At 39.0% G+C, this 19,785-nt stretch carries 20 protein-coding genes; 5 read left to right on the forward strand and 15 right to left on the reverse strand.

Translation table 11 applies throughout. The annotated features are described in order from the left end of the window. Positions 1-14: 14 nt before the first annotated feature. From GQY27_RS13725 to nhaC, 8 genes are all read right to left on the reverse strand, one after another. Entirely contained in the window at positions 15-914 is a 900-nt protein-coding gene (locus GQY27_RS13725) for an alpha/beta hydrolase (RefSeq protein WP_160035314.1), read from the reverse strand. Between the two features lie 380 nt (positions 915-1,294). Then, positions 1,295-1,834: a GNAT family N-acetyltransferase gene (locus GQY27_RS13730; RefSeq protein ID WP_160035316.1), complete on the reverse strand. Its 540-nt coding sequence runs from the start codon at positions 1,832-1,834 to the stop codon at positions 1,295-1,297. Between the two features lie 62 nt (positions 1,835-1,896). Next, complete coding sequence (locus GQY27_RS13735; protein ID WP_160035318.1) at positions 1,897-2,400, reverse strand: DUF6886 family protein; 504 nt, start codon at positions 2,398-2,400, stop codon at positions 1,897-1,899. 58 nt (positions 2,401-2,458) lie between these two features. After that, entirely contained in the window at positions 2,459-3,316 is an 858-nt protein-coding gene (locus tag GQY27_RS13740; RefSeq protein ID WP_160035320.1) for a GNAT family N-acetyltransferase, read from the reverse strand. Between the two features lie 82 nt (positions 3,317-3,398). Beyond that, a complete protein-coding gene (locus GQY27_RS13745; protein WP_160035322.1) occupies positions 3,399-3,866 on the reverse strand; it encodes an NUDIX hydrolase in 468 nt (155 codons plus the stop codon). A 138-nt stretch (positions 3,867-4,004) separates the two neighbouring features. Further along, positions 4,005-4,985: a phosphotransferase gene (locus tag GQY27_RS13750; RefSeq protein ID WP_160035324.1), complete on the reverse strand. Its 981-nt coding sequence runs from the start codon at positions 4,983-4,985 to the stop codon at positions 4,005-4,007. A 23-nt stretch (positions 4,986-5,008) separates the two neighbouring features. After that, on the reverse strand, positions 5,009-5,590 hold the full coding sequence (locus GQY27_RS13755; protein ID WP_160035326.1) for a GNAT family N-acetyltransferase: 582 nt from the start codon (positions 5,588-5,590) through the stop codon (positions 5,009-5,011). 314 nt (positions 5,591-5,904) lie between these two features. Next, positions 5,905-7,272 (reverse strand): Na+/H+ antiporter NhaC, encoded by a 1,368-nt coding sequence (gene nhaC / locus GQY27_RS13760; RefSeq protein ID WP_160035328.1) that lies wholly within the window; start codon positions 7,270-7,272, stop codon positions 5,905-5,907. Between the two features lie 396 nt (positions 7,273-7,668). Between nhaC and GQY27_RS13765 the strand changes: the two genes are divergently transcribed. Continuing rightward, on the forward strand, positions 7,669-8,214 hold the full coding sequence (locus tag GQY27_RS13765; protein ID WP_160035330.1) for an NADPH-dependent FMN reductase: 546 nt from the start codon (positions 7,669-7,671) through the stop codon (positions 8,212-8,214). Between the two features lie 397 nt (positions 8,215-8,611). On the opposite strand, the gene GQY27_RS13770 is transcribed toward GQY27_RS13765, so the two are convergent. From GQY27_RS13770 to GQY27_RS13790, 5 genes are all read right to left on the reverse strand, one after another. Further along, entirely contained in the window at positions 8,612-8,809 is a 198-nt protein-coding gene (locus GQY27_RS13770; protein WP_160035332.1) for a hypothetical protein, read from the reverse strand. Positions 8,810-9,029: 220 nt separating this feature from the next. Next, a complete protein-coding gene (locus GQY27_RS13775) occupies positions 9,030-9,347 on the reverse strand; it encodes a hypothetical protein (protein ID WP_160035334.1) in 318 nt (105 codons plus the stop codon). 189 nt (positions 9,348-9,536) lie between these two features. Further along, positions 9,537-11,921: a polyprenyl synthetase family protein gene (locus tag GQY27_RS13780; protein WP_160035336.1), complete on the reverse strand. Its 2,385-nt coding sequence runs from the start codon at positions 11,919-11,921 to the stop codon at positions 9,537-9,539. A gap of 254 nt (positions 11,922-12,175) precedes the next feature. After that, on the reverse strand, positions 12,176-12,604 hold the full coding sequence (locus tag GQY27_RS13785; RefSeq protein ID WP_160035338.1) for an NUDIX domain-containing protein: 429 nt from the start codon (positions 12,602-12,604) through the stop codon (positions 12,176-12,178). A 5-nt stretch (positions 12,605-12,609) separates the two neighbouring features. Next, entirely contained in the window at positions 12,610-13,623 is a 1,014-nt protein-coding gene (locus tag GQY27_RS13790; protein ID WP_160035340.1) for a phosphotransferase enzyme family protein, read from the reverse strand. Between the two features lie 189 nt (positions 13,624-13,812). Between GQY27_RS13790 and GQY27_RS13795 the strand changes: the two genes are divergently transcribed. Together GQY27_RS13795 and GQY27_RS13800 are read left to right on the forward strand one after the other, a co-directional pair. Continuing rightward, the gene (locus GQY27_RS13795) at positions 13,813-14,187 is read left to right on the forward strand and encodes a hypothetical protein (protein WP_160035342.1); all 375 of its coding nucleotides are present in this window, start codon (positions 13,813-13,815) and stop codon (positions 14,185-14,187) included. An 18-nt stretch (positions 14,188-14,205) separates the two neighbouring features. Further along, positions 14,206-15,195 (forward strand): ketoacyl-ACP synthase III, encoded by a 990-nt coding sequence (locus GQY27_RS13800; protein WP_160035344.1) that lies wholly within the window; start codon positions 14,206-14,208, stop codon positions 15,193-15,195. 151 nt (positions 15,196-15,346) lie between these two features. Here GQY27_RS13800 and GQY27_RS13805 read toward each other — a convergent pair whose 3' ends face one another. Then, positions 15,347-16,249: an SDR family oxidoreductase gene (locus tag GQY27_RS13805; RefSeq protein WP_160035347.1), complete on the reverse strand. Its 903-nt coding sequence runs from the start codon at positions 16,247-16,249 to the stop codon at positions 15,347-15,349. A 349-nt stretch (positions 16,250-16,598) separates the two neighbouring features. Between GQY27_RS13805 and GQY27_RS13810 the strand changes: the two genes are divergently transcribed. Beyond that, positions 16,599-17,585: a diaminopimelate dehydrogenase gene (locus GQY27_RS13810; protein ID WP_160035349.1), complete on the forward strand. Its 987-nt coding sequence runs from the start codon at positions 16,599-16,601 to the stop codon at positions 17,583-17,585. 82 nt (positions 17,586-17,667) lie between these two features. Here GQY27_RS13810 and GQY27_RS13815 read toward each other — a convergent pair whose 3' ends face one another. Continuing rightward, a complete protein-coding gene (locus tag GQY27_RS13815) occupies positions 17,668-18,744 on the reverse strand; it encodes a branched-chain amino acid aminotransferase (RefSeq protein ID WP_160035459.1) in 1,077 nt (358 codons plus the stop codon). Positions 18,745-18,866: 122 nt separating this feature from the next. Between GQY27_RS13815 and GQY27_RS13820 the strand changes: the two genes are divergently transcribed. Further along, entirely contained in the window at positions 18,867-19,760 is an 894-nt protein-coding gene (locus GQY27_RS13820; protein ID WP_160035351.1) for a LysR family transcriptional regulator, read from the forward strand. The last annotated feature ends 25 nt before the right edge of the window (positions 19,761-19,785 follow it).

The raw sequence follows: 19,785 nt of genomic DNA on the forward strand, positions 1-19,785 counted from the left end.
CATATCTTTCCTCTTCATCGAGGACGATGTAAGTGAGTAGATAAGAATTTCGCGGTGACGTCAAGCACTTGTGAATTCCAAAAGCCGGGTCCATGATCTGCGCCTACTACTTTATAGAGGAATGCTCTCTGTCCATGCGCTTTTAACGCTTTATACATCTCGATACTCTGGTTTATATGTACAACATGGTCACTGTCTCCATGAACAATAAGAATCGGTGGAAGCGACTTATCTAGATCTTGATGAAGAGGACTTGCCTTCTTCGCCAATTCTGTATGTTCCTGTACCTTACCACCAATGAACAAACCTTCCGGAGAATCAGCTGCATCATGGTCAAGAATATCATTGTACTTCCCTAAGGTCAGCAGGTCCGTAACTCCATAATAATCGATGACCGCACTTACTTCGTCTGACTCCTCACTGTATAGGCCGTTATCATACTCTCCCACCGTAAGACCCGTCATTAAGGAAAGATGTCCGCCCGACGAATCGCCCCATACCGCTACGCTTTCCGGATCTATCCCATACTCCTCTGCATTCTTACGCATATACCGAATCGCACATTTCACATCTTCCACAGCAGCTGGAAAACGTGCAACATCCGTGTCCCGTATTTCTACACTGGCAATCACATATCCCTTAGCCGCCATCTGAACGAGATTAGGAATGGAAGAATATATATCCTGTTTTCTCCATGCGGATCCTTGTATATATACGATTAGAGGAAACTTGTATCCGCTTCGGGAGGGTATTATGATCTGCAGTCTTCGTTCTACATCGCCATATTTGGCATAAACTACGTCTGGACGGTAACTGCATGAATAGTAAGATTCTCCCCCTGCAAAATCCCCATATATAATCTGTGTTCCTTCTGGTGTTTCGTTGGCTGCAATATTCGCTGCTTTCTGATCCACTTATAACAACTCCTTATATGTATTAATAAAATATCAACTGCCTTAACATAAATTGCTTTATCACCCAGCCATCTTTTAAAACCATCATCTTATCCCAGTTTAAAATAATAATACATCCGTGATGTGATAAGCGTCCAATCTCGAGTAGTCATCACCATTTATTAAATATAGCAACTATTGCAATACACCAAACAATAAGTCCAAATAGAAGCCCACTCCAAAAAACTTCAACTGTATATGGCTTGTTTTTGACTATTTTCTTGATTGCTCTTAATAGTGCCACTACGAAGAAAAAACCTAATATTGGCATTATATAAATAGCGATATACCCAAATACAATCATGATTTAAGTTCCTCTCTGGAGATTCCAAATTGAAAACCTACTTTTCTGTATTATTAAACCAAAATATTAGTTTTTGTCCGTCAAAGGTATCGTCATTTAACTCAACATAATCGCCTTTACTATAATTAGAAACCGTCTTCCGCCAAAATCTTTGTCCTGTTTGGTTTCTTTCAGAAGGATTGGTGAACAATTCCCATCTCCCCTTGAATTGATCAAACACTTTGTTAGCAGCCTGCTCAGCGATACCTCGACCTCTATAAGGACGTAGTAAGAAGAACTCATGTACAAAATAATCAACATTCTCTGCACAATACGGAGAAGTAGAAATGAGCATAAATCCCGCTGGACAATCATCTGCTAAAATTAAAAAGGGATACAAACTGTCTGGTTTTTCCCACCAAATATTTTGAACTTCGTATTGATCACTTAGTGTTTTAAAATCATCACTTTCTTCATAAATCCCATGAACATTTGGGTACCTGACATAGTGTTCTGATAGATCATACAGATATAAAGGATATATATTTTTTATAATGTGTGATTCCTCTTTACTGGTTAATTGCACTTTGATATTCATAAATTCGCTCCCTAGATATAATTTGTTAGGCTTTGTCATCTTGATGACATTCTCATAAGATATCAAATGGATGCATTTCTCATCCGGATCATGGAGAAGTTGATTGTAGACTCTAGTACATGTTTTTTCATAGGTATCAAAGAAGGAGTGATCCTAAGTTCTATCCCTTCATCCAAAATAGCCGTGACCAAGTCACCAATTCTTTCAACATCAATTGGAGTTACCGGGCGTCTTGCTACATAATATCCTGCATTTTCTTCTTCTAACTCAAAGTCTGCTGAATCAAAAACGTAGCGATAAATAGATCCTTTTCTGACTCGATCATACCAATCTGTTTCAATTGCAATCATCCGGTTCACCTGAGACATTCCAAAAAACCGAGTAATATCTTGTTCTTTTGTATCTTCTTTATGCCAAACGCAGACTCTTGGACAGTCCCTTGGAAAATAGTAATGGGGCGCATGATACTTATCAATCGTCCAGACTTTTGCATCTGTTTGATCATAAATTGTTCGAGGGTTAAAGATTTTTATATCTGGATTTTCACTAAAATGAAATAGCTTCATTACACACCTCTCTATTAAAAAGATTAGTAGTTTCGCATAATTTGTTTAGATCGATTCATTATCTTTTTGTCATCCTTGCAAATCGTGGTCCTGCCTGGAATCCTGTTTTCTTATATAGCAATTCCGCATTATTCCCCACAGTAACACATAATTTTATTACTTCCGTATACGCACTAGCTGATTGTTTTATGTAGTTAAGCATGTACTCTGCAATCCCTTGGTGCCTATACTGAGGGACAACACATAACTCCCCGATTTCTGCAAAACCTAAGGGCATTTTTTCACTGATACCTGCGATACAAACTCCAACAATTTCATTGTTTTGTTCATCTACGACATATATGGAAAGATTCCTATGTTTGTATACTTGCATTAGATACGAGATATCCTCTATGATCTCCTCGTCACTTGGAACACCAAAGATCTCGTAATCTATTCCACCACTGTATCCTTCTTTCATTACATTCGTAAATCTTGTTCTATCAAAAGAATCATCTAATAAGTACAGGGATAATCCACTTGGAGGTACTGGCTCCTTAAGCGTACCAGCCGGACAGCACATAACCTGTTTTATAACATTTATTTTAAAACCATATGAGTGCAGTATATTTACATCCTCTTGCAGAACTCCATTGATATGCCTTAGATCATGGCAACATGTTAATAATATGTTCCACAGTTGTTGTCGATCAGAAAAAGGCGGGATCATAAACGGATACATTGCCGTATCGTTCATTTTTATCACCCCTCCAATTCTATCCTCGCCGTACATGATCCAAAAACATTGGCCTGTGAATTTTGTGTCATTTAGGCGAGTATCCCAGTCATACCACATCTCAATATCGGAGTTAGAATAGATTACTTGATGAACTGCAAACTTATTTTTATCTGCTTGTTCTAAGCTATATTGTTTCACCTTGTGTTGTCACTCCCATCCCTTACGTATAAAAGACTGTTGTAATCAGATGATTAGGGCATTAGGCTTTACTAACCTAATCCTACGTTTTCACATGCTTGATTACACTTATATTGTTGTTATCTCGTTGTGAGAGTAAATCTAGCAGCCCATCTGGAACCAACTTTACGTCAGAATCAGATTCGAAAAAATGTAGTGGTTTCCATTGAGCTTTATAACGAATATCCCCTTCGATTCCATTGATTTCATCAAGATCATAAAAGGTCTTATCTTTCAAATTCACTTCATAAATAAAATCTATTTCATGTCCTCTATCATCCAAAACACCAAAAATGTTCTCTATAACAAAGATTAATTGCGGCTCTTCAATTTCCTGATTTAGTTCTTCCCTAATCTCTCTTATTAAAGTTCGTTTACTATTTTCTCCAAACTCGATTGTTCCACCGATAGGTCGATAGAATGTTGTACTTATCCCAGGATAATTAATAACTTCAACTAAAATATTCTCCTCTTTTCTAATAATCCCTAGTGATACTGACCTAATCTTCATAAACTTATCTCCTCCGTATAATTCACCATTTAACGTATGGTTAGGTATGAACACTCGAACACCATTATCAGCCAAATACCGAAACAAGTGGGCTTCTGCCTTAATACGTTCTCCAATGTAATCGCATTCAACTTTATTTTAAACTTGCAAGTTCTTAAAGAAGTCTAGTTTCTCGCTAATAAAATCATCGTCAAAATCAATACTCCCATGAATATGAGAATCTCCTAGACATAGTCCCATTAACCAGAGCTGCCTTATTCCCACAAAGATCGGTACTGCCTGCAAATCCTTTTCGCTGAGTCTTCTTACCGATTCATAGCCTTCAATAAATGCATTCCATAGTCGCTCTAATTTGTCTGAATCATGACGAAGTCGTACTTCCCTGGCTAGTCGAAATTCCGCAATATCGTATGCTCTCCATCCAAATCCACATAGATCGAAATCATAATGAGTGTATGACATATCTTCTTTGAAGCTAATATTTGTATTTCCGTGAAGATCACCATGACAGATTCCCCAGTCCAACTCTTCTAGCGGGAATTCAAGCAATCTTTCTTCTAATTGTTTTGCAAACGTCCTGAGCCACTCAAAATCCACACTTCGATGAGTCAGATGGGGTTCGATCGAGACAAGTGATTGGTGGATAAGATACTCCAAGTCTAATGGCTGTCTTGTAAGTTCCGACTGAAAATCATCTGTTGTCATATGAATATCAGCTACTGCTTTACCAAAAATGCGACTTATTTCTTCATCATCAATAGACCTCTCGGTCCCTTCTGCAAATGAAAAGAGCACACCGAATCTGTTGCCTTCAGGAGCGTTCAGCGTTTGAATGAAATTCCCGCTCTGATCAGCTATGGGTAGAGATACCGGGATCTCTTTCTCATCTAAATAGGTTAACAATTTAATCTCAAAAGCAACTTCAGAATACTCAGACCTTCGGTCCGCACTGTAAACTCTAAACACATAGTTATCTTTTGACGTTTTAATAAGATAGGTATCATTCATCCCGCGAAGCAAATAACGAAACTCCGTAATATCATTCAGACCATAAGTCATTATAATAAATTCTCGTAGTGCCGTATCAGATAACGTTGAATAAGAAACTGGAAAATACATCTGTGGTTGCTCCCTCCTGTTATTCATGCTCCATCTTCCTTCTGTTTTTCAATAAATTCATCTTTCGTTAAGCCGAACAATATAAGGTCTAAGTATTTACCATTAACGTATACCACCTGGCGTCGGACCCCTTCTTGAATACAACCGAGTTTCCTCATCATCTGCGCCGAACCGACATTTCCTTCAAGAACATAATCATTAAATTTATTAAGTCTTCGTTCTAGGAATGCATATTTTAAAAGAATTTTCATGGCACTTGTTCCATAACCCTTACCTCGGTACTCTTTATCAATGACAATCCCTATACTAAATGTCCCATTCCTCTCGTTGATGCTGTTTAGATTAATACCGCCAATACTATCGCCATCCAGTTTTTCAATAGTGAACATAATCCGTCCATTTGTGGACGTAAAGTTTGCGTTATCTTCTACGAATTTTTTCGCTCCTAAAATGGTAGGCGGTAACTCCACAGCACATTCTAGTAAAATACGAGCAGGCGTGTCGAAATCACTGATGTAACAGCTTTCCCAGTCTTCTTCCTGTATTGCTCGCAGTCTCACCTTTTCATCCTGCCAAAAGTAATCCGTGTAATCTATTTCTCTCATGATAACCTCCAAGATTTTATGTATGTAAATATTCCTCTAACAAATCTTATCTCAACGCTTCGTAAAAGCATTTCATCAGATCAACGAACTTATCGAATTATACTACACCCTTTATTTTTATGTAATATTTACCAAAATAATATTTGATTTAAACACATTCTTTCCCACCCGTTATACGAAAAAAAGCCGCGATCTACGCGACTCTTCTTAGAAAGTATTTAGTTACACACATTTACATTTACATTTACATTTACTTTTACTTTCACTTTTACTAATACTTACACCTATTCCTATTCCTATTCCTATTCCTATTCCTATTCTAACGATTGTTTCTGCAATTTGGGAATTAGAACATAAGCAAACGTAATCATTGGACTTAGCCATAAAAATGTAGCATAAGGAACATATTCAATAACTGGCACCCCTAAAGTTGCTGCGAAAAAGGCCCCGCTAACTCCCCAAGGAATCAGTGGGTTAACAAGTGTCCCGCAATCCTCAAGTGTTCGTGACAATGTTCTGGCAGGAATCCCCCTGCGAGTATATTCATCCTTGAACATCTGACCTGGCAAAAGTATAGATAAATACTGCTCTCCAGTCATCCCGTTCACGGCGATAGATGAGGCACCCGTCATAAGAACGATATGGCTCTTACGTTTCAGCGGCTGAATCAACTTACGGAAAAAAGCTTCAATTACACCGCAATACTGTAACAATCCACCGAGCGATAAAGCGATTAAGATCAGGGATACAGATCCCATCATCGACTGAAGTCCACCCCTATTCACAATAGAAGCTACTGTCTCATTCGTAATCGAGCTGGTGTAACCGCTCTGCATCACGCTGAACCAGAAACTAACAGACGTGTGCTGTTGAATAAGTGCAGTGATGAGTAATCCGCTGACAATCCCAACCACAAGTGTTGGAAGAATCGGCACCCGCTTGACTGAGCATACAATAACGGCAATCGGGGACAACAGGGTTAACCAATGAATATGAAATCCATCTTGTAATGCGAACTTGATTGCTTGAATAGACGATAAATCAATGGCGGCCGGCATAGACAAAAATAAGAAAAAGATTGTTGTAAGAATTAGTGCAGGCAGTGTAGTAAACAGCATATTACGAATATGTGTGAAAATAGAAATCCCTGCCACCGCTGGAGCAAAATTCGTCGTATCCGAGAGCGGTGACATTTTATCTCCAAAACACGCCCCGGAAATAACAGCTCCTGCAGCGATTGTCGGTGTAATACCTGTCGTTAAAGCTATTCCCATCAGAGCGACACCTACCGTGCTCACTGTAGTAAATGAACTGCCGGTAAACATCGAGACAATGATTGTGATATATAATGCGCTCACTGCAAAATAATGAGGTTTAATATAATCCATACCATAGTATAAAATAGTTGGCACGGTGCCGCTCATCATCCACACGGCAATCAGAATACCAATGAGTGATAGGATGAGAATGGGCATAATGGCCGTTTGAATCCCCTGGATCATTGCAGACTCGATTTTTTTCCAAGAAACTCCGAATATACGCAGCAACACAGCTGCACCTACTGTAGTGAAGAGAAGCGGGATGTGCGGCTCTGCTTTTAATAGAAATATGGATACAAATAATAATGCTAGAATAAAAATAATAAGCGTTATACTTTTTGAAAAACTAAGCTGTCTGTCCATGATGGAAGCTCCTTATATACGTTTGGATATGATCTCATATGATCTGATTTTTATAATTTTTAAAATATAAATCATATTGCTTTTTTACTTTTAAGCTTTTCGGCTTTTGTGTAGTGAAGCACAATCGTACTATAAACGAAATTTATATGTCACGTCAATGCAAGAAACATACATACAAGGTTTATATAGTAAATAAAATTAATCATCACTTCATAATGAACATTTTATCACGCAGCTCCCCGCAAAAATTGCTCGGTCGATCAATTATTGTTTATAGATATATTAACTTACTTTTATATATCACCTTGACATTAGTAATTAAAAAGGTTATGATGAATATATAAAGAGTTACATATAACAAATAAAAATATGATTAACCATTAGGAGGAAATCACAATGTCAAAGCTAAACATCGGAATTATTTTAGGTAGCACTCGGCAAGGTCGGTTAAGTCCACAAGTTGGAGAATGGGTGAAAAGTATCGCTGATCAGCGCGGAGATGCTAATTATGAAATTATCGATATTGCTGATTACAAACTCCCACTACTCGGAGAAGAAGATGCTGCGGAACAAGCAACAGCTTGGAATACGAAACTTGCAAGTTTAGATGGATTTGTCTTTATCGTTCAAGAATACAACCACAGTATCTCCGCATCATTAAAAAATGCGCTTGATTATGCACGCGAAGCCTGGAACAATAAAGCTGCTGGTATTGTAAGTTATGGTTCGGTTGGTGGTGCTCGCGCTGCTGAGCATTTACGTGGAATTTTGGGAGAGTTATCAGTGGCTGATGTTCGTGTACATCCAGCTCTTTCCCTCTTCACTGATTTTGAGAATGGAGCGGTATTCAAACCGGCAGACCTGCATCTTGTCAATGTGAATGGTATGCTTGATCAAGTAGTTGCATGGAGCGGAGCACTAAAACCTCTGCGCCAAAATTAATTAAGAAGATTAGATTCACAATTAGAGGAACGCATCAATAATACGATTTATTTAATAAAAATACAGCCTTTGTTCGAATGACGAACAAAGGCTGTATTTTTTCCCAAACAAAAAACCGCGTTTCCGCGGCTCCTTATGTATTTGTTAGACCCAATATTTTGTTGTTATTACGTTCATGAGTGTTGATTTATTAATGGTCATCTTTTGCAAGTCTGAAGAACAAAGCTGATGCCCACCAACAACATAACAGTATAACTACAGCCATCATCGTAATGAATTCCATGTGGTTGCTCCTTTCATCTGCTAATGCTTTTATTGTAAAGTAAAAAGAGCACTAAATGACACGATAATCTTGACAACTATATGTCATTTTATGAAATCCAGCCAATGTTGGTTGCTAATCCATTAACAGCACCCACAAAATAATAAAAGCAATAATCGCAACCAGATAAAATAATACAATCTTACCTATATTTTCTTTGGCTTTACTTTCATATTCATGGTTTTGCTTTGCATTCTCTTTCGATAAACCTACAAGTACGGTACCGACTCCCCCAATTAATGCTACGACAATCACAATGATATACATAGCCATACAATCCCACCTTTCTCCCTCTTTTTTCACATGCTTCTTAGTTTTGATTATATAGAAGATATCATAATTGTAAATGTTTTCAATTTTAACTAGCTTAGCTTTCGCTTGCTGGATATTCGCATCACGCATTAGTATTTGCTTAAATAGGTTTTGATGTGACAACAAAAAAAACACCCGTGCTTCTTGTTACTTCAACAAGAAAAGCATGGATGCTATCGTCTTACCAAAAGAGCATTAATATTCCTAATATAACAGAAGCAGCAGCTAAAAACCTGGCAAGGACGTTCTTTTTCAAAACTTTACAAATAACCGCAACTAAAGCCAATATTCCAACAGCACCTACAGTGATTTTCTCTGTAGTTTCATTGCTTGGGAGTGCGGTAACATTTAAAAAACCAATCACTAAACCAAGAATTACTGTAATAGAAAAGGCAATATTATTTACCTTTCTATCTTTTACCATAAACATTAGTGCAATACTAACAAGACTCAATATTGATATTAGAACAAAGATAATATACAGTACTCCAAGCGCCATGGTGTCATACCTTTCGTTGTTTGATTTCCGTAAACTTCTTTGATGATTCTTCCTCTTATAATTGTTTCTACATTATTACCACAAGGAAGTATTATTATAACAACTTATCATTGTATGATTTTTGCAAAGAGAAAAAGTGTAAACATGAATGCCCCACTTTTTGTTCATAGTATATTTTTCACGAGCATACTACTGGTCTCGATGAATGATATAGTCCAGTATATGCTTAAGAAAAACACTATTCCGGGGCATCTCTTTTAAGGCATCTACAGCATGACAATAGTGTTCCCACATCGCCTGCGCTGCACCATCTGCCCCAAGGACGGTTACAAAAGTCGAGTTATTATTCTGAACATCTTTCCCTGTAGGTTTCCCAAGCAACAGCATATCTCCTTGCAGGTCAAGAAGATCATCTTTAATCTGAAAGGCAATACCCGCATGATAAGCAAATTTCTTCAAAGTTGTGATTTCCTCATCTTCTACGCTCGCAAGAATGGCCGGCATGATCAGAGAAGCCTCAAATGCAATTCCCGTTTTGTAAAAACAAATGGTATTCAGTTCATCTAACGTGAGTTCTTTTCCCTTTGACTCTAGATCCATCGCCTGACCCATGCACATCTCTCCTGCTTTTTGTGAAGAATATTGCATCAAAGCCAGGACAGATTTTGGGTCAAATGCATCTAGTGAAGATTGTTCCTGCGTTGCCTTTTGAATTAGAAAAAGCCCTGTTAATTCTGCAGTTGCACTATTATACACTTCATGTAAAGTAGCGTGTCCTCTGCGAGTTGCCGCATTATCCTGTGTGGGCAGATCATCGAAAATCAGTGATGCTGTATGCATATATTCGAGAGAACGCAGCAGTGGTGCAATAGCGGATGATTGCAAGCCATATTCCTTCACCGCCATAACCCAAGCCATGACGGGACGAATTCGTTTGCCTCCGCCTGCAAGACTATAGTTGGCCGCTTCCGTAAGCGGTTCTTTCAGCGACGAAGCCTGAGCCGGTTTCGATATTTTCAGCAGGCGGTTAATCTCGGTTTGCGCTATGTTTATCGTGTTTATGAATTTTTCCTTTTCAAGACGCTCGTTCTTCATCACGGTCAGCAGCTGATCTCGAAGCAGTTTATCAAAGAAATCCACATCTTCCGCTTTTTCAACCATCTGCTGAATTAGCCGGTTAAATTCTGGTATGCTGGATGTAAAAATACCCATAATCTCATTGTATTTGCTCGAACCTACACGTTTTTTATAGCGTTTTAATCCATTGATAGCGCGATCGAGGATCACTTCACGAGTCTTCGCATCCGAACGGTATACGTTACGTATTAGATTGGAGATAACAGCCCAGTACAGCTCAAAAGGGTTGATTAAATCCGGCCGCTGGTGTCGGTATGTTAAATAATAAGTATAAGGCGTGACTGCTCCGTCCCGCAGATCATCAAACATATCTGCAAAGTCATCTGCGAGCTGATTGTAGATGCCATAAGCAAAGGTTCGATTTTCAAATCCTTCATCCATAGGTTCACTAATCACGGATCTAACGATAAGACGTGACGATGATGATTTGATAATGATCGGCAGATAAATTTCTTCGTTTGTATAACTCCCATTGGATAGATCCTTGATACGATCTTGATCTTGAGATTGAAAAAAAACATACGATTGTTCTAAGAATGTAGCCTGCGTATCTGCTCGCTGATAATCCCGAATGAATTCAAAAGCTTCTCGAAGCTCAGTATGAACATACTGAATCATTTCTAAGTTTGTACCGGTCCATTCTTCTAGATCGGGAACAGATCCACTGAGAAGCGAGATTCGTATCATCTCAGAATACTGCTCTTTCTCCTCTTTACTCAGTACATCCGAATCTAATAGGTCGTCTATGAATGGATAAGTGAGTCCATACGAATAACCCAAACGAATGGCTGCATCTAATCTCTCAGCTCGTTCTTCAGGCGATACCTCATCATCCATCTCTTCCATCACGTGAATTACAACCCCAATAATGATCTTCATTAGTTTACGCTGTGCTTGTTCAGCGTCCATCTCTTTGGGGATATGAGCAGAGACACGCTTCAGTTTGTTCATCACCCAAATGGTTGCATTCTCTACTCTTTCCTTCTGTGCCCATCTATAAAAGGAAGCAAAATTAATGAAATCAGGCTCTTCACGATCACTCGCTGCTCCAGGAGTAAGTAGATACTTTTTAATATCTGTAATCAAACGCTGAATACGAATCTGCGTGTTTGGATCATCCAGCGCTTTACCAAGGTCTCTCATATAAATGTAGGAGACGCTGCGATCTAAATAATCATCCAATTTTCCCGTATAATGCAACCATTTCATGTACTGATAATAGTCATTTGAATTCGGTGTTTTCTTTCTTCGCTTTACAAATTGGATAATGGAATGCTCACGAACGTGTTCTTTTTTCCAAAACAAAATGTCTTCTGTTAAAAAAGATACATACGTTTTATCTATAAACTGCTTATAAAGTGTTTCATAATACGCTGCTGCTTTCTGCTTTGCTTCCTGATACCAATGATCCGCACGAACTGTCATTTCTTTATTCATCTAATGGATTACCTCAACTTCTTTATTGTTCATCATGTCTACGTATGCTTTGTAAGAGATTTCTCCATAAACATCAACAGATCTACATCATACACAGTCCTGCCATTAAGACATGTTCATAGCATTAATACGGAATAAGAGCGTTTAGGTTACGGAAATGTGATAAATCTTCGTTTATCAAAAATCCCCATAAGAAAACCACCTGAATAAGGCGGCCCTCTATATTTATTATACTGTTGTTAGACGAAGAATTATTAAGTCCACTGTCTCGGTCCAATGGTATGGAATAATTGTTGACGTTCTGTTTGAATTGCATCTTGGATACGTCTGTAGGTAAAATCACTAATGGGTCTAGGTAAGTCCGTAATATCGTAAAACCCGCATTCTAGAATCTCGGGCGAAGATGGCACAGGTTTCTGATCAGAAGACTTATTTGCTATAAATACAAAATGATGCATGTCAAAGTTCGGATCATAATAAACACCCGTTAACTGCTCCGTATGTACGTTAATTCCAACTTCTTCACGTACTTCTCTGATGGCTGTTTCCTCTGCTGACTCCTTCTCTTCGGACTTTCCTCCAGGAAGATCCCAATTGTTCTTGCCATAGCTATGTTTCACTAACAAAATCTGTCCTTCCGAATTCAAAATAACAGCCGCTGCACCCATATACTTCGTTGTCATTTCAATTACCCCCATATATTCACTATTGGTTCTCCTGTTTCTAAACGGATCTTGCTTTCTCTAATCCAATCTTTAAACCACTGGTTATCCGAATGACTGAAGCTTTCATCACCCTCAAAATTTCGAAAGGCTCCTATGTATACAATAAGTTCTCTGAGTCTTAAGAATAAAGGCATTTGTTGTAACCATCGATCTTCAAGCTGATTCTCTTCGCGGTACCCCTTTAAAAAAGGTTCCATAAATCTACACGCTTGATCTTCTCTAAGTTTCTTGCCTTCCTCCCCGCCATATACATACATCAGATAATACAACTGTATAGCGATGTCTTCCACAAACCAACTATACTGGGCTTCATCAAAATCAAACAATGTGATCTCGCCTTGTTCACCGACTAAATAATTAGCATTATTAATATCCCCATGAATCAATCCGTAAGCATCTTCACTCATTGGCAGCTTCTGAATCGAACGTACCAATTCTAAATAACGTTCTCTTACCCCAGTATGGGAATCTGGCAAGATATCGATATTTTTCAAGTAATAATTATCCGTCCAGTCATGTCTTCTAATCTTAGGATCTACAGGTTTGTACGATTTCGTTAAAGCATGCATTCTACCCGTTACTCTCCCTAATCTCTCGTACAGTTCCTGATCTTTAAGGCAATCGGGGTAATCTATTTTCTTTCCCTTGGCTTTGTCAAAGAGTGTAGCTGTAAAATACATCTCTTTTAATTTTAAAGTTTCAGTCCACCTTCCGTAAGTGGAGGGTACTGGTGAAGATACAGATATCCCCTTCTCGGCTAAATAAAGAATCCATTCTAGCTCTGCTTGCACATCACTTTGGTTACGATGCGCACTTGGAGTAAATCTCATGATGTACTCTTTGTTCTCCGCCTGGCATTCGTAAATGAAGTTTTGAAAACCGCCAATATAACGTAAGGCTTCTGCTTTTATACCATATCGGCTTGCAACCTCGCCTATATCTACGTGACCAAAAGCCGCTGTGATTTCAATTTCCATATTAATCGTTGTCCTCCAAATGAAGCTCATTATACAAACCCTTATTTTACCAAAAATAATGTTAGTAAATAGGAAAATAAACCTCTTATTCTTAAAAAGTTTAGAATAGTTTTCTATACTCAACAAATAATTACTACTGACCGATAATAGAGATGGTAAAGATACTATATTTTCTAGGAGGAATATCAAATGGGAAGTTATCTTATTAAGGTAGAATCAGTTAGAAAAGAAGTATATGTTGAGGTTACTGGTAAATTTACTTATGAAGAAGGAATGAATTTTGTCACTGAATTCCGTTCAAAAACAAGTGAAATTGAATCAAATGATTATGATTTTGTATGTAAATGTGTCGGCCTTAATATTGCTGATGCCGAGTCTCTTCCTACGCTTGAATCAGCATTTAGCGAATATAAAAAATGTGAGTTTAAGACTTATAAAATGATTGTTGAACCCGACAAAGAAAGTAAGACATTAACAACATCGGCAGGGCTTGTAAAAAGCCAGCTTGGAAGGTTGTCAAGAAAAGCAGGCATAGCGGCTATGGAAATTATGGTTGTAGAATAAGGGAGGGAGGCACTTTCATTGAATAATATTAAAATTGCTTCAACGGCAGTGTATCATCCAGAACATAAAGTAAATAACGAAAGTTACATTGAGATGTATGAGAAACAAGGTAAAGATGTCAGACATTTTTATGAAAACATCATGGGCCGTAAAGATCGATACCTTATCAAAGATCTTGATCAAGAGAATAATATTACGATGGCATTTCATGCCTCACAAAGAGCTTTAGCAGCAGCGGGCCTTCATCCAGCAGATATTGACATACTTTATTTTGCTACTCAAACTCCTGAATTTCTTATGCCAACGAATGGGCTGCTTCTCCATAAAGAACTCGGTATTGGACATAACTCAGCCGCAATAGATGTAAATGGTACTTGTGTCGGTATGTTACTGGCTATGGAACAAGCTGTAAATTACCTGAAATTTACCAACGGAGCAAAACGAGCACTTATTGTCGGAGCGGATCATATTTCACGTTATACAAGGCCTGAAGACGAAGTTCCACACGGTAATTTTGGGGAAGCTGCAGCTGCTATTATCTTAGAAGTATCAAATGAAACTACGGGATACATTGATTCCTGGCATTACATAAATACTGACCCTATTGAATATATTCTATTTCCAAAAGGCGGTATTTCAGCAATTCAAGATAGGAAAGATCTATATGTCGATTGGACCGGTTTTGATGCAGACAGCCATTCCATTCCCCCTACAGCAAAAGGGATTAAAAATCTTGTAGAATCAAATGGTTATACCCTTCAGGACGTTAAGGGTTTTTATATGTCACAGTTTTCGATTAAATCTTTAAAATTATTAAGTAATGAGCTTGATATTGGTATGGATCAATTTAAATTCATTGGTGAAAAGTACGGTTATACCGGACCAAGCAGTCCCATTATAGCACTGGATGAAGCAGTGAGAGAAGGTAGCCTAACACGTGGAGATCTTATTATTCTTTGGTCTGTAGGAGCGGGAATGCAGTTGATCGCTTCTTTATATCGATATTAGTTACATCTCCCTATTGAATCTATTGAATAAGAATTGAGAAATTCATCATAATACATAAAAGAACAAGAAAACGGCCTTAGAACGAATAAAAAGGAGCTAATTTCCACTTTGGAAACTAGCTCCTTTTTATATATTATTTATATAAATCAAATCATGGTGAAGGAACGCCGCCATTGGCATTAAGGGTCTCACCTGTCACATAACTTGATTCTTGACTTGCCAAGAATACATAGGCTGGTGCCATTTCTGCAGGTTGACCAGGACGACCCATCGGTACATCCGCACCGAACTCTGCCAATTTCTCTGTAGGCTGTCCCCCTACCACTTGAAGCGGTGTCCATACCGGACCTGGAGCCACCACGTTCACCCGAATCCCTTTGCTAGCGACTTGCTGTGCAAGAGCTTTACTGAACGTATTAATGGCCGCTTTCGTTGTCGCATAATCTAGTAAGATCGGTGCTGGGGTATAGGCCTGGATAGAAGATGTATTGATAATCGAACTTCCCGGCTTCATGTGTTTAATCGCCACTTTACACAACCAGAACGTGGAATATACATTTGTTTTAAAAGTCGCATCAAACTGTTCTGTTGTAAGATCCGCGATATCTTCTACAAATTGCTGCTTACCGGCAACGTTCGCCAGTATATCAATACCGCCAAGTTCTTTGACTGCATCTTCTATTAACTGTTCGCAGTACTTCTCATCTTTCAAATCACCCGGAATTGCAATCGCCTTTCTTCCTGCTTCTTCGATCCGCTGAACAACCTCTTTGGCATCAGCCTCTTCTTCAGGTAAGTATGACAATACAACATCGGCACCCTCAAGAGCAAAAGCAATTGCTGCAGCACGTCCAATTCCGCTGTCAGCTCCGGTTACGACTGCTTTGCGCCCCGCTAAGCGTCCCGTTCCGCAATAACTTGTCTCCCCTGCATCCGGCACAGGATTCATTTCCTTCTGTAATCCTGGCTCAGGTTGCTTTTGTTTCCACTCACTCGTTGCTTTCGGATACTGAGTAGTTGGGTCCTGCACTTTGTATTGATCTTGTTCAGACATTGTTAATCCCTCCATTTTCTCGTATGTTTGTTACATTAAGCGTTTTAGATATCTATTAATTCTATAAACTCTTCTATTTCTAGTAACCGGTATCGACCAAATTCAAACGGGTAACAAGTCGAATAACTTTAAATGAGTATATACTTATCAAGTTCAAAGTCTTTGTATAATCCAACATAGGTTTGCACTAATCGCACATAAGTTTACACTAAATGTTATATTTATCGTTATATTGAGTAACTTTTCCGTAAAGATATAATTAGGGTTCCAAGTTTTAGTTTACATTTGATGTCTGATCTTTATACTTATAACTATGTATTTGCTATTTTCAACTAGAGGAGGACTTTTCTTGAGTAAAACTATTCAAATAGGTATCGTAGGATACGGAAATCTAGGCCGTGGTGTGGAACTTGCCATCAAGCAAAATCCAGACATGGAGCTTGTAGCTATCTTCACTCGTCGCCAGCCGGATCAATTAACATCTGCTAATGGCAGTGCAAAATTCGAACATATTTCTACCGTAGAACAGTATAAAGGTAAAATCGATGTGATGATCTTGTGCGGAGGTTCCGCAACGGATCTTCCTGAACAAACCCCTGCTATTGCAAGTATGTTCAACACAGTGGACAGCTATGATACTCATGCGAAAATTCCTGAGTTCTATGACAAAGTGAACGAAGCAGCAGTGAAAGGAAATAACCTAAGTGTCATCTCCACAGGATGGGATCCTGGTTTATTCTCACTAAACCGTTTGCTGTCGGAATCTATCCTTCCAGAAGGTAAAGATTTTACTTTTTGGGGTAAAGGCGTAAGCCAAGGTCATTCCGATGCTGTACGCCGTGTTCCCGGTGTAAAAGCTGGTGTACAATATACAGTTCCTGTTGAAGAAGTCATTGAGAGCATTCGTTCCGGTGAAACACCAGAACTTACGACAAGAGATAAACATCTTCGTGAATGTTTTATTGTACCAGAAGAAGGCGCTGATCTTGAAGCGATTAAAGAAGCAATCGTAACAATGCCGAACTACTTCGCTGACTACAATACGAATGTGCATTTTATCACAGAAGAAGAGTTGAAAGCTGAGCATCAAGGCATGCCTCATGGCGGGTTTGTTATTCGCAGCGGTGTAACAGGCCAAGGCACAAAACAAATCATGGAATTCAGTCTAAAACTCGAGAGCAATCCAGAGTTTACTGCGAGCGTACTTGTCGCTTATGCAAGAGCTGCATATCGTCTCAGCAGTGAAGGGCAAAACGGAGCAAGAACCGTTCTTGATATTCCACTGTCCTACTTGTCTCCTAAATCAGGAGCAGATCTTCGTCGTGAATTGCTATAGTATACAAAACAAAAAAGAACCTTCATCTACAGATGAAGGTTCTTTTATTTAGATTACAAGTTATAATGAAAAGCTTACGAAGTTACTTGACTTCAACCATCCAATTAAGTACATCTTCTTGCTCACCATTCTGGATACCCGTAAGTGCATTATATAATCTCGCAGATAATTCGCCAGTATTTCCTTCGTTAATGACCATCTTCTTATCTTGCCATTGAAGTTCACCAATCGGTGAGATCACCGCTGCTGTTCCTGTACCGAAGGATTCTTCCAAAGTACCGTTAGTGTACGCTTCATACAACTCATCAATAGAAATCAGGCGCTCTTCTGTCGGGATATTCCAGTGTTTTAGTAACTGAAGAATAGAGTTCCGAGTAACCCCGTCCAAGATACTTCCCGTTAAAGCAGGTGTTACTACCTTGCCGTCAATCTTGAAGAAAACGTTCATGCTTCCTACTTCCTCAATATACTTCCGCTCAATACCATCTAGCCACAATACCTGGGCAAAGCCGCTGCCAGCAACTCCGGAATGAGCCTTTAATCCAGAAGCATAGTTCCCCGCCGTTTTCGCCATACCTGTTCCGCCTTTTACAGCACGAACATATTCAGATTCAACATAGATTCTGACAGGCTTAATTCCTTCAGGATAATAGGAACCGACAGGAGATAGAATGATAATGAAATGGTACGATGTAGAAGTAGATGCTCCAAGGGAAGCTTCCGTTGCAATAATGAATGGACGGATATACAAAGATGTACCTTTTTCGGTAGGAATCCAATCCTGATCAATTTGAATTAATTGCTTCAATGCTTCCAGAGCAAATTCTTCATCAATTTGCGGAATATCAATACGATCATTTGACAAGTTAAGACGTTTGAAATTTTTATCTGGACGGAACAAAAGGATTTTTTCATCAGCAGTACGATATGCCTTCATTCCTTCGAATACAGTTTGTCCGTAGTGAAATACTTTAGCCGCAGGATCTAGAGAGATCGGTTGATAAGGGATGATCCGCGGGTTATGCCAGCCTTCTTCCGGATTATCATAGTCCATCATGAACATATGGTCTGTATAATACTTACCAAAACCAAGCTCATTTGGAGCCGGCTTCTGTTTTTTTGTTTTTGTAAGTTCGATTTCCATTGATAATGACACGATTACCACCATACTTTCTCCAAACTATTATTGTGTTGAATTGTAGCACCTATTAAAGTATATTGTAAATATCTTTTTTATAGATTATGCATACCTTTTAGGTATGATTGTTGGGAGAGAGAATCATGGACATTCGGCAATTGCGCTACTTTCTGGCCATAGCAAACGAAGGGCAAATTACCCGCGCTGCTAGAGTGTTAAATATGGAACAGCCCCCGTTAAGTCGTCAACTCAGACAAATAGAGCACGAGTTAGAGGTTACCTTATTCGATCGCAGCGGTCACAAACTTAACCTTACCCCTGCAGGAGAGATTTTGCGGCAAAAGGCAGAACTCCTCATACAACAGTTCCATGAAACGATTCAGGAAGTGAAAGAGGTCGACGAAGGCGTTCTTGGAATTCTTTCCATCGGCGCAGTTGTATCCTGTATTTCCCTTCTGCCACCAAAAATCAAGAGTTTTCGTGAGCAATATCCCGAGGTAACCTTTAAAATCAGTGAAGGCGATCATTTTCTGTTAGCGAAACAATTAGAGCAAAGAACAATTGAACTCATTGTGGCTCGATTGCCATTTGAAGCAACTTCCGAAATGAGCCCCTATTCTGTTTTACATCTGCCTTCCGACCCATTTGTTGCTGTACTTCCAAGTCATTGGGGACTCGCTGCAACTCATCATTCTATAAGAATGCACGAACTAGCCGATATCCCCTTTCTAACATTAAAGACAGATGAAACGACGGCCATGCATAACCGGGTCATGAATGAATGTAAACGGCACGGCTTTGAACCTGCTGTCATATGCGAGTGTTCGAGTGTAGCCATCATTATTGCGCTTGTAGCATCAGGAATCGGAGGAACGATTCTCCCAAGATCGGTAATGGCCTCTTTTCCGTTGTCTGTTATCAAAATGCTTCCCATCGCAGACATAAACTCTGAATCTGATGTAGGGATCGTCTGGTTAAAAGACCGGTATCTTTCTAAAAGCGCTCGTCATTTTATCTCGATGTTTAATGAGGATTAGCAAAATCAACTAATATGTATTCTTT

It is taken from the genome of Paenibacillus sp. An7 (assembly GCF_009870785.1).
In the GTDB taxonomy this organism is placed as follows: domain Bacteria; phylum Bacillota; class Bacilli; order Paenibacillales; family Paenibacillaceae; genus Paenibacillus.